Below are 11,908 nucleotides of genomic sequence, written 5' to 3'. Positions count from 1 at the left end.
ATTATGTTTGGTTTTATTTTCAGTCTGCTGATCGGCGCTCTGGCTGGTTACATCGCCGGCCGCATTATGGGCAGCGAAACTTCCACCGTGCGCAATATCGTGCTGGGCATTCTGGGCGGTTTTGTAGGCAGCATCGTGTTCGGCCTGATCGGTCTGAGCGCTACCGGCATCGTGGGTGAGATCCTCGTTTCCGTTGTGGGTGCCTGCATCTGCATCTGGATCGGCCGTAAGCTGTTCAACTGATTTTTCTTGTGTGCAAGGCTGCTCTTCGAGTTTTTTTCTCGGAGAGCAGTTATATTTTTGCGTCACAGACTATTTGCACCTGTTCTGCCGCAAAATCAAATCTTGACAGCGCACAGGAAGTATGATAAAATATTTCTCGTTGCAGAACATGCAAGAAAATTTTATCTGCTACTGTGGCTCAGCTGGTAGAGCAGCTCACTCGTAATGAGCAGGTCGCCTGTTCGAATCAGGTCAGTAGCTCCAAAAATCCTACGAATTTACGTTTAGAATCGTAATTTCGTAGGATTTTTTATTTAGTCTCGCAAGTTTTCGCAAAACCGCAACATAAACCGCAACATCGCCCACAAAACAAGACAAAATAAAACGCCCCGTGACACCATTTCATAGGGCGTTATACGCATTTTTATGCTTTCTTTTGGACAGGCTCCTTGAGTTCACAATGTAGGTTTGTCAATGATGTGTTTCTGTGATGTTTGGTGTAGCAATTTAACTGTATCACAGAACGGCTCATTCGTCTTTTTTCACTTTGTGACACATCTATTGTAATCCTACACAGCTTTTATTGTTCAATATATGAAATTTTATTGAAAATTTTTCATGGTAGTGGTAAAATATTTTTATGTCTCTGTCATTCTGTGCCCCTTCGCGGTAGAGGGAGAGCGCAAAACAGAAAAGACGCAAAAATTGCGGCATCCTTTCCGTGGGTGGGTTTTACAGCGCACACTCTTGCGGGCGGTGATGTATGATCAGTAAGCCAAAGCAGCCAACCGCAAAACGATGGCTGCCCAAGAAGTGTGAGGAGAAGGATCGGATGAAAACAAAAACATTGCGCCGCCTATTTTCCATGCTTGCGGCACTGGTGATGGGGCTATCCCTGCTCACCGGATGCAGCGAAAAAAATGCGGAACGAACACAGGAGCAGGAAGACGCTCAGACTATTCAGGTGTATCTGTGGAGCACCAGCCTGTACGAAAACTATGCCCCCTATGTCCAGTCCCAGCTGCCGGACGTGAACATTGAATTCATCGTAGGCAACAACGATCTGGATTTTTACAAGTTTTTGCAGCAAAACGGCGGTCTGCCGGATATCATCACCTGCTGCCGCTTCTCGTTGCACGATGCGGCACCGTTGAAGGACAGCCTGATGAACCTTGCCATGACCAATGAGGCGGGCGCTGTGTACAACACCTACCTCAACAGCTTCAAAAACGAGGATGGCAGTGTGAACTGGCTGCCGGTGTGCGCGGATGCCCACGGCTTTGTGGTCAACCGCAGCCTTTTTGAGCAGTACGATATTCCCCTGCCCACCGATTACGCAAGCTTTGTAGCGGCCTGTCAGGCTTTTGAAAAGGTAGGCATCCGCGGCTTTACCTCCGATTATACCTACGACTACACCTGCATGGAAACCCTGCAGGGGCTTTCCGCTGCCGAGCTTACCACCACCGCGGGGCGCAAGTGGCGCACTACCTACAGCGACCCCGCCAGCACCGCGCGGGTGGGTCTGGACGACACCGTATGGCCGGGGGCGTTTGAGCGGATGGAACAGTTCATTCAGGATACCCACCTTACAGCAGATGATCTTGCGTTGAATTACGACGATGTGACCGGGATGTTCCGGAACGGAGAAGTTGCCATGTACTTTGGCAGCTCTGCCGGCGTGAAGATGTTTCAGGATGAGGGCATCGACACGATCTTTCTGCCCTTCTTCAGCCAGAACGGCGAACCGTGGATCATGACCACCCCCTATTTCCAAGTTGCCCTGAACCGGGATCTGGAGCAGGACACCGCGCGCCGCGAAAAAGCCATGAAGGTGCTGAACGTCATGCTCTCCGAACAGGCGCAGAACCGCATCGTCTCGGAGGGGCAGGACATACTGAGCTACAGCCAGAACGTTCCCCTGCGCCTGACCGAGTATCTGAAGGACGTCCGCAGCGTGGTGGAAGAAAACCACATGTATATCCGCATCGCCTCCAACGATTTCTTTGCCGTTTCCAAGGATGTGGTCTCCAAAATGATCGCAGGCGAGCTTACCGCTGAGCAGGCGTATCAGGCCTTCAATGCCCAGCTCCTTGCCGATGAGGAGCCTGCCGACAACGAGACCGTGCTGACCTCCGGGAAGGCCTATTCCAACGTATTCCACGCAAACGGCGGCAGCGCTGCCTTCTCCGTGATGGCAAACACGCTGCGCGGCGTGTATGGCACCGATGTGCTGCTTGCCACCGCAAACAGCTTTACCGGCAGTGTGCTGCAGGCGGATTATAACCAGAAAATGGCAGCTTCCATGATCATGCCGAACGGTCTGATGTCCCGCCAGCGCACCATGACCGGTGCGGAGCTGAAAGAGACCGTCCACGCCTTTGTGGAAGGCTGCGAGGGAGGTTTTGTGCCCTTCAACCGTGGTTCTCTGCCAGTGGTCAGCGGCATTGCTGTGGAGGTAAAAGAGAATAACGGCAGCTATACCCTGACCGGCATCACCCGGAACGGGCAGCCGCTGGGAGATAACGACACCGTTACCGTGACCTGCCTTGCAACGGAAAAGCAGATGGAAGCGCTGCTTGCGAGCGACAGCGGCACGTCTGCGGGCGAAGATACGTGGGTAAGAAACACATGGCGCGATTATATCTCCGGCGGCGCAGCGCTTGCAGAGCCGGAAAACTACATGACACTGAGGTGAGCGGAATGGCAGACGAAAAGCACGAATCCAAACGCAGCTGCTATTTCCGGCACAAGTGGCTGCCTGCCGCCGCTGCCATCCTTCTTTTGGTCTTTCTGGCAGCCGGTTTCAGCTTCCGGTACATCTCGTTTATGTCGCAGACCATCTATCAGGAAAGCACCTCGCATCTGGAAGAGGTACTGTATAAATCCAATAGTATGCTGAAAGAGATGGTGCGCAAAAACCTGACCTATCTGCATCTGTGCAACGGCTTTCTGAAAAACACCTCGAATGAGGATGAAATTCAGGCCTATATCGAGGAAGCACAGCAGGTAACCGGATTTGTTAACTTCTACTTTCTTTCCTATGACGGCAACTACACGACCGTGACCGGGGAAACCGGCTACCTTGGCCTGCAGACCAATCTGGACGAAAAGCTCTCCGATGGCGAGGATATCGTCGTAAATACGGCGCTGCCCGGCAAAGCCCCAATGCTTGCGTTCATCTGCCCCGAAACGCAGGGCAGCTACCGGGGCTTTGCCTACGATGCCGTTGCCATCACCTATTATAATGATGCTGTGCTGAGATTGCTGGACAGCTCTGCTTTTCAGGGCAATGCCAGCAACTATGTGATCTACCCGGATGGGCGGGTGGTGATTGACAATTCCGTAAACCGCAAGGAAATCATTTACAACTTCATTGCGATGCTGCGCGACCATTCCGACCTTTCCGAGGAACAGATTCTTGCCCTTTCGGATGATTTTGCGCAGGGCCGCAGCGGAAACCTGCGGGTCAAACTGGGCGACACCAGTTATTATCTGGTCTACGAGGATACCGCGGTCCAGAACTGGACGATGGTGGGGCTTGTGCCGGTCAGCATCGTCAATGCCAGTCTGGATAAGCTGTGGTTCCACACGGTGCAGATCGTGGCGGGCATCGCCTTTGGCCTTGCTGTGCTGATCATCCTGCTGATCCTGCGCAGAAGCCATACGACCCTGCGCCGGAAGGACACTGAGATTCTGTACCGGGACGAGCTGTTCCAAAAGCTTTCGCTGAACGTGGACGACGTTTTCCTGATGCTGGACGCAAAGACCTCCAAGGTGGATTATGTCAGCCCCAACGTCGAACGGCTGCTGGGCATCCCGTGGAAAGAAGTGCGGCAGGATGCCCGTGCTCTGGCAGCGCTGCACCCGAAAGATGACCCGGATCGCGACAAGAACTTTCTGGAAGGACTGCTCAGCGGGCAGCAACGCGAATGGGATTTCGAGTTTGAGCATCGGGAGACCAAAGAGCGGCGCTGGTTCCATAACATCGCCATGGGCAGCGAGGTAGAGGGCAGGACCAAGTATATCCTTGTCTTGTCCGACCGCACCGCCGACAGGCAGGTGAATCAGGCACTTTCGGATGCCGTTGCAGCGGCCGAGACTGCCAACCGCGCCAAAAGCACCTTCCTTTCCAATATGTCCCACGACATCCGCACCCCCATGAACGCCATCATCGGCTTTACCACGCTGGCACTCAGCAACATTGACGATAAAAACCGGGTGAAGGATTATCTTGCCAAGACCCTCGCTTCCAGCAATCATCTACTTTCCCTCATCAACGATGTGCTGGATATGAGCCGCATCGAAAGCGGAAAGATCCATCTGGAAGAAGTGGAAGTCAACCTTTCGGATGTGCTGCACGACCTGAAAACCATCGTCAGTGGGCAGATCTACGCAAAGCAGCTGGAGCTTTATATGGATGCCATGGATGTGACCGATGAGGACGTCTACTGCGATAAGACCCGGCTGAATCAGGTACTGCTGAACCTGCTGTCCAACGCCATCAAGTTCACCCCGGCGGGCGGCACGGTCTCGGTGCGGGTGCGGCAGCTTGCCGGAGCGGTGCGCGGCTGCGGGCAGTACGAGTTCCGCGTCAAGGACAACGGCATCGGCATGAGCCAAGAGTTCGCCAAAAAGATTTTTGAGCCGTTTGAGCGGGAGCGCACCTCCACGGTAAGCCGGATCCAGGGCACCGGCCTTGGCATGGCTATTACCAAAAACATCGTGGATATGATGGGCGGCACCATCGAGGTGCAGACGGCGCAGGGCAAGGGCAGCGAGTTTATCATTCGTGTGCCCATGCGTGCGCAGGCAGAGCACCGTCCGGTGGAAAAGATCACCGAACTGGAAGGCCTGAAGGCACTGGTGGTGGATGACGATTTCAACACCTGCGACAGCGTGACAAAGATGCTGGTCAAGGTGGGCATGCGTGCCGAGTGGACCCTTTCCGGCAAGGAAGCGGTGCTGCGTGCACGGCAGTCCATCGAGATGAGCGATGCTTACCATGCCTATATCATCGACTGGCGCTTGCCGGATATGAACGGCATCGAAGTCACCCGCCAGATCCGCAGCCTGAACAATGATACGCCCATCATCATCCTGACTGCCTACGACTGGTCCGACATTGAGGTGGAGGCAAAGGCTGCCGGTGTGACCGCCTTCTGCTCCAAGCCCATGTTCATGTCCGACCTGCGCGAGACCCTGATGAGCGCCATCGGCCAGACACAGACGGATGCGGCGCAGGAGCTTCTGCCGAAAAAGAACACCAACTTCAAGGGCAGGCACATCCTGCTGGTAGAGGACAACGAGCTGAACCGCGAGATCGCGCAGGAGATCCTGTGCGAGTACGGCTTCCGGGTCGATACGGCGGAAAACGGTGCCGTGGCGGTGGAAAAGGTAAGCACTGCCGCACCGGGCAGCTATGATCTGGTGCTGATGGATGTGCAGATGCCGGTGATGGACGGCTATACCGCCACCCGGCAGATCCGCGCACTGGGCGACCCTGCACTGGCAAAGATCCCGATCCTTGCCATGACTGCCAACGCATTCGATGACGACCGCCGCAATGCCTTGGAAAGCGGCATGACCGGCTTTTTGTCCAAACCCATCGTGATCGGCGACCTTGTGCAGGAGCTGCGCAAAATTTTGTAACAAGCCGCCTGTCAGGCATAAAAAAATAAAGCACCCGCAGCAATTTGCTCACCGGAGATTCAAAACCTCTGTGGCGCTTGCTGTGGGTGCTTTTGCTTTTGGGCGCTGTTTATTTCAGTACATCTGCAAGGACCTGCAGCAGGTGTGGAATATCCAGCGGCTTTGCAATATGGCCGTTCATACCGGCCTTCAGTGCGTTCTGACGGTCTTCCTCAAAGGCATTTGCCGTCATTGCAAAGATGGGGATGCCAGCCTTTGCGGCATCCGGCAGCGCACGAATCTGCCGCGTTGCCTCGTAGCCGTCCATGTTGGGCATCTGGATGTCCATGAGGATCAGGTCATACTGTCCGTCTGCCGCCTGCTTCATCTTCCGGACGGCGATCTCGCCATCCTCGGCAGATTCCACCTCAAAGCCCGCTTCCTTCAGGATCTCCACTGCGATCTCACGGTTCAGCTCGTTGTCCTCCACCAGCAGGATCTTTTTCCCTTTGAAGGCCTCCGCATTCAGCTGCACCGGCCTGCAGGCAGGCTCTGCACCGAACGGCTCTGCCAGCACTCTGCGCAGCTCCGAGAGGAACAGCGGCTTTTCGCAGAAGGCGGTAACACCGGCAGCGCGGGCTTCCTCTTCAATATCGGCCCAGTCGTAGGCGGTCAGGATGATGATGGGGCGGCTTTTTCCAATCACCTTGCGGATCTGCCGCACGATCTCGATGCCGTTCATATCGGGGATCAGCCAGTCGATGATGTAAACGCTGAATTCATCCCCCTGCTCCATGGCATACCGGGTGCGGATCACCGCTTCCCTGCCGGAGATCGTCCACTCCGGCCGCATCCCGATCTTGGACAGCATGGTGCTGACGCTCAGGCAGGTGTCGGTATCGTCGTCCGCCACCAGTGCCCGCAGCCCTTCCAGCTGCGGGAGCTGCCTGAGCTCCACCTTTTGTCCGCTGAGCGCAAAGCAGAGATTCACGATAAACTCGCTGCCCTTGCCCGGCTCGCTCTCAATGGCGATGGTGCCGCCCATCAGGTCCACAATGTTCTTGGTGATGGACATGCCGAGGCCGGTCCCCTGAATGCCGCTGACGGTGGAGTTTTCCTCACGGGCGAACTCCTCAAAGATGTGCTTCTGGAATTCCTCGCTCATGCCGATGCCGTTGTCCTTGATGCGGAACTCATAGCAGGCCCGGCCCGCAGGCGCACCGTTTTTCTCAGCAATGCGAATGCTGATCATGCCGCCTGTGGGAGTGAACTTGATGGCATTGGACAAAATGTTCAGCAGGATCTGGTTCAGCCGCAGCGGGTCGGTGATGATATCCTCGTTTTCCACATCCATGGTATCAATAAAAAGCGACAGCCGCTTTGCCGAAACATTGGGCTGAATGATGGAGCGCACATCGTGGACGAGGTCTGGCAGATGCACCGCTTTTTCCTCGATCTTCACCTTTCCGCTCTCGATGCGGCTCATATCCAGCACATCATTGATGAGGGAAAGCAGATGCTGGCTGGAGGTGGAGATCTTTTTGAGGTAGTCCAGCACCTGTTCCCTATTGTCGATATGGGTCACAGCCAGCGAGGTGAAGCCGATGATGGCGTTCATGGGGGTGCGGATATCGTGGCTCATATTGAACAGGAACTCCCGCTTGGCGCGGTTTGCCGCCCCTTCGTGCTGAAGCGCAATCTCCAGCTTGCGGTTCTGTTCCTCCAGCTGGGTCTGGTACTTCCTCTCCTGCTCTTTTTTCTGCAGCTCCATCTCCTGCACGGAGCGGCGGCGCAGCAGCTGAAGGATCATTACAAGCAGGATGTAGCTGACCAGTACCGTCAGGATCAGCAAAAGCGACTCCCGAAAGATTATTTTTTCATCCGTGTACGCATAGAGATCGAAGGATCTGCCATGGCAGAACATCCCGAAATAGCAGCCGGAGCCGTTCCAGTCCCGGGTATGGGTCAGCTTCTCTGCGGCCCCGGCTTTGCGGATTCCCTGCGCCAGCGGACTGCCTGCAACATCCTGCCCAATCAGCTCCGGGCGGTTTGCGGCAACGACCTGATTGTTCTGCACGATGAACAGCGTGCCGCTGGTTTCTGCCGGGTAGCCATCCAGTATGCTCTGGATGGACAGCGCCGTTTCCTCCACAAATTCCGCCGGGGTGTACCGGTAGGCAAGCAGGAGCAGCTCTGTGCTTTCTGCCCGGTGTGCCGCAACATCCACAGCAGAGCCATCTTCCAGCAGGACGCGCTTCACATAGGTCTTTCGCGGGTAAGATAAAACGTCCAGAACAGCGTCATTTTTCAGCTGGTCGCCAAACCGGTCATAGCCGATGCCGTTGGTCGTGGACTCGCACCGGAGCGTGCCATCCGGTCCCAGAACCGAAATGCCGGTGAGCCAGAGCTTTTCTGTCTGCCTGTTCAGGCACTGCGGGTCGGAGAGGTCAAGCGCAGGATTCTCTGCCAGCTGATGGACTGCGACCGCCGTGCGGCGGAGTGCCTTTGCCGTGATGGTATCGTTGTGCTTTTCAAAGCTGGTGGACTGGGATTTGACAAACTCAAGGGTCTGGCAAAAGCGTTCCTCTGCTGTGCGCATTGCCCGCCAGCTGGAGAAAAAAGCAACACCGGCCATCAAGAGCACGCCGATGATCAGATAGGCTGTCCATATCCTTTTATCCGGGGTGGTTCTGTTTTTACGCGCCAATTATGTCCACCTCCAGATACTGCGAAGCATTTTCAAGGTATCGGCCAATGATCCGCTCCAGCGTGCCATCCGCGCGCATCTGCGCAAGGGTATCGGTCAGCTGGCTGTCCAGCCCGCGGGTGTCGTTCTTGGCAAAGGCGATGCCCAGCCCGGTGACCAGCAGCGGTTCCTCCAAAATGCGGAAGTCTATGGCATTGTCCTTCATATATTGCAGGATGCCTGTCTCGTGGGCGGCGATGCCGTCCACATAGCCGCAGGCCAGCATTGCGTACTGCACACTGCGGTTTTCGATGCTGAGCACCTCCACCGTCTGCGGGATGCGCGGGTCGGAGCCGCTGAGAAAGATCTCCTCCGGCTTGCCGGTGCTCTGCACGGCGACGGTCTTGCCGGCAAGGTCGCTGAGGGATCGGATGCTGCTGTGGGCATCCACCGCAACCACCTGACGGCTCACCATGTAAGGCCCCGCCCAGCGGTATACCTCTTCGCGTCCATCCATGGAAAAGCAGCCCCAGATACAGTCGATGGCGCCGCTTTCCACAAGATTTGTTTTCTGCTCCCAGTTGATCGTTTCAAACCGGGCAGCATACCCCATGCGGCGGAACGCCTCGGTGGCGATCTCCACATCGATCCCGGTGGGAACACCGTCATTATTCAGATAGATATAAGGTGGATAGCTGTCGCTTCCCACAACGATTTGTGCAAGACCGCTGTCTTTCGCTTCCTTTTCTCCGCAGGAAGTCAGACTGCTTACGGCAGCAGCTGCCGCCAGCAGCGTGCATCCATTCAGGAATGCACGGCGTGAGATTCTGTGTTTCATTCGGGCTTTTTATACTCCTGTTTTGATTGCATCCGCAGCTCAGTTGTGCTGCTGTAATTCTTCTTTCAGGGCAGCTTGGATATCCGTCAGGCATTGCGGCAAGAGCGGCTTCCTGTTGATGAAGTTTTTCCAACAGCTGCTGCTCACGCGCTTTGTAATACTCCTCGATCTCGGAAAGTGTATTCACGTTCTAATCTTCTCCTGCATCATTCACATCGTTTGTGTGCTTCCTCTGCGGAAACGCGCTTGTCCGCTATTTATTTTCGGGGGAATAACACGGAAGCGTTTTACCGTCTGCTCCAGCGCAGCAATATCCACAGGTTTGGACAGGTGCTCGTCCATGCCGGCTTCCCTGCTCTTCTGCATATCCTCAAGGAAGGCATTGGCGGTCATGGCAAGGATGGGAATGATCCTGCCCAGCGGGTTTTCGCCGCTGCGGATGCGGCGGGTGGCTTCCAAGCCGTCCATCACCGGCATCTGCACATCCATCAGGATCATGTCGTACTCGCCGGGCTTTACGCTGGCAAAGGCATCCACGATTTCCTGACCGTTGGAGCAGATGGTGCAGCTTGCACCATTGGCTTCCAGCAGCATTTCCAGAATTTCGGCGTTGATGGCGTTATCCTCGGCGCAGAGGAACTTCATGCCGGACAGAGGAGAAGTTTCTTCCTCTTCCTCCGGGAGCACCTGTGCCTCTGGCACCGTATCTGCTTCAGCATCAACGGGAAATTCCAGCACCACCTCAAAGCGAGTGCCCTTGCCGGTGGTACTCTCCACATTGATAGAGCCGCCCATCAGGTCAACAATGTTCTTGGTGATGGCCATACCAAGGCCGGTGCCCTGCACCTTGTTGGTGCCGGAGCGCTCCTCGCGGGTAAAGGGGTCAAAAAGGGTCTTCTGGTAGGCCTCGCTCATGCCAATGCCGTCATCCTGCACCACAAAGCGGTATCGGGCGTAGTGCTCGTTTCGGGGCAGCTCGTCCACCTCAAACCGGATATGCCCGCCGGTGGGCGTATACTTGACTGCGTTGGAGAGGATGTTCATCAGCACCCGATTCAGACGGTTGGGGTCTGCCAGCACGTTTTCGTGCTGCAGGTGGGTGTTTACCGTAAAGGTCTGGCGGCGCTGGCCTGCCTGCTGGCGGATGATGCTGTCCAGCTGGCTGATCTGCTGGGGCAGATTCATTTTTTCCACATTCAGGGTGGTCTTGCCGCTCTCGATGCGGCTCATGTCCAGAATATCGTTTATGATGCCCAGCAGCAACTGGCCGGAATTTTCCAGCTTGTCCAGATGTTCGGCCAGCTTTTCCGGCTGGTGCAGCTCGTTTTTCATCAGAGTGGTAATGCCGATGATGGCGTTCATGGGGGTGCGGATATCGTGGCTCATGTTGGCAAGGAAGTCCGTCTTGGCCTTGCTGGCGCGCTCGGCGGACTGTAACGCCTCTGCGGCAATGTCCTGTGCTTGACGCAGCTCATCGTTTACCTGCGTCAGATGGATGTTGTATTGCTCCAGACGGAGGTTCGCTTCTTTTTCTGCCTGCAGCTCCTGCTGCTGCTTTTGCCGCAGGAGAGACCAACCGACAAAAACTGTTATGACCGAGAACACCATTGCAATGACGATGATGATGATCATGACGATGCTGACCAGCTTCTGCGTATTCACGGCCACATATTTTGCCGGAACAAGGAACGCCAGCGTCCACTGGGCGTTTTCCATCTGCTTCAGGGCGTAGAAATACTCGGTCCCGTCCAGCACGGCGTTGGAATAGCAGGAGCCTGTACGGTCAAGCCGCTCCTTTGCCACCGCAAAGGAAGAACCGTGCAAATAGGACATCCGGGAGAGCACGGTGTATACGTTATGCCCCTTCAACAGCTCGGTATCATTGGCGTTGAACAGCTTGAAACCGTTGTCGTCCAGCACATAGACACTGTTGTTATTTTCATAGGCATCACAGCGGAAATAATCGTTCAGCTGGGTCATGCTCTGCGAAATGCCAAAGTAGCGCAGGGTGATCTCTTTCTCTCCGCTTTGCAGTGTGATGGGGGTGGAGAGCTGTTCCAGAAACACCATCCGGGAGTCGTCCACAGTCAGGGAGTTGGAAACATAGCTAATCCGCTGCGGAGAGTCTTCCAGATAGTTCATTTCCCGCAGCAGCCCCATGCGGCCATTCTCAGTATAGTAATGTCCGGCAGAGTCCACGGCAATCAGTTCGATCTGTCTTTCATGGTAATTGGAAAGCTCCGACAGCTTTTGCAGATAGCGATAGAACTCGGTATCGGTCTTTAACGGAGTGCAGTACAAATAATTGCATTGTACATTCACATCGTCCCAATGGGTGTCGATGACATCCTCCAGACTGCGGAACATCTGGTGGGTGACCTCTTCCATCTGGTTCAGCCGCTCATGGTAGACAAGGTTCTGGATGTAGGTCTGGCTCATGATAAAAAGGGTCAGGATGACCGCAACAATGACAAAGCCGGTGCCCCAAAGCAGCTTTTTATATAGGTTGTTGTTCACATCCGGTATCTCCTGTC

The 11,908-nt window shown here is 55.2% G+C and carries 6 protein-coding genes and 1 tRNA gene; 4 read left to right on the top strand and 3 right to left on the bottom strand.

Annotated elements, in window-relative coordinates; all coding sequences use genetic code 11:
• Positions 1-3: 3 nt before the first annotated feature.
• The 4 genes from J3348_RS00435 (at position 4) to J3348_RS00420 (ending at position 5,871) form a co-directional block, all read left to right on the top strand.
• On the top strand, positions 4-243 hold the full coding sequence (locus tag J3348_RS00435; RefSeq protein ID WP_005941717.1) for a GlsB/YeaQ/YmgE family stress response membrane protein: 240 nt from the start codon (positions 4-6) through the stop codon (positions 241-243).
• 167 nt (positions 244-410) lie between these two features.
• Positions 411-486 (top strand) — tRNA-Thr (locus J3348_RS00430).
• A 568-nt stretch (positions 487-1,054) separates the two neighbouring features.
• Positions 1,055-2,917: an ABC transporter substrate-binding protein gene (locus J3348_RS00425; protein ID WP_207698036.1), complete on the top strand. Its 1,863-nt coding sequence runs from the start codon at positions 1,055-1,057 to the stop codon at positions 2,915-2,917.
• Positions 2,918-2,922: 5 nt separating this feature from the next.
• Positions 2,923-5,871: a PAS domain-containing hybrid sensor histidine kinase/response regulator gene (locus J3348_RS00420; protein WP_005941596.1), complete on the top strand. Its 2,949-nt coding sequence runs from the start codon at positions 2,923-2,925 to the stop codon at positions 5,869-5,871.
• Positions 5,872-5,980: 109 nt separating this feature from the next.
• On the opposite strand, the gene J3348_RS00415 is transcribed toward J3348_RS00420, so the two are convergent.
• From J3348_RS00415 to J3348_RS00405, 3 genes are all read right to left on the bottom strand, one after another.
• The gene (locus tag J3348_RS00415) at positions 5,981-8,557 is read right to left on the bottom strand and encodes a response regulator (RefSeq protein WP_207698035.1); all 2,577 of its coding nucleotides are present in this window, start codon (positions 8,555-8,557) and stop codon (positions 5,981-5,983) included.
• Positions 8,547-9,374 carry a transporter substrate-binding domain-containing protein gene (locus tag J3348_RS00410; RefSeq protein ID WP_154255723.1) on the bottom strand — a complete coding sequence of 276 codons (828 nt, stop codon included), beginning with the start codon at positions 9,372-9,374 and terminating at the stop codon, positions 8,547-8,549. Before J3348_RS00410 ends, J3348_RS00415 begins: the two co-directional genes overlap by 11 nt.
• A gap of 210 nt (positions 9,375-9,584) precedes the next feature.
• Positions 9,585-11,891 carry an ATP-binding protein gene (locus tag J3348_RS00405; protein WP_207698034.1) on the bottom strand — a complete coding sequence of 769 codons (2,307 nt, stop codon included), beginning with the start codon at positions 11,889-11,891 and terminating at the stop codon, positions 9,585-9,587.
• Positions 11,892-11,908 lie beyond the last annotated feature (17 nt).

The organism is Faecalibacterium sp. Marseille-Q4896 (assembly GCF_017377615.1).
GTDB lineage: Bacteria > Bacillota > Clostridia > Oscillospirales > Ruminococcaceae > Faecalibacterium > Faecalibacterium taiwanense.
Note: the sequence above shows the minus strand (reverse complement) of the source record. Positions and strands in the feature narration are given on the sequence as shown.

What these genes read in the sequence shown, in the direction of transcription:
- J3348_RS00420 (WP_005941596.1), top strand. Translation starts at nt 2,923, where the DNA reads ATGGCAGACGAAAAGCACGAATCCAAACGCAGCTGCTATTTCCGGCAC.
- J3348_RS00410 (WP_154255723.1), bottom strand. Translation starts at nt 9,374, where the DNA reads ATGAAACACAGAATCTCACGCCGTGCATTCCTGAATGGATGCACGCTG.
- J3348_RS00435 (WP_005941717.1), top strand. Translation starts at nt 4, where the DNA reads ATGTTTGGTTTTATTTTCAGTCTGCTGATCGGCGCTCTGGCTGGTTAC.
- J3348_RS00425 (WP_207698036.1), top strand. Translation starts at nt 1,055, where the DNA reads ATGAAAACAAAAACATTGCGCCGCCTATTTTCCATGCTTGCGGCACTG.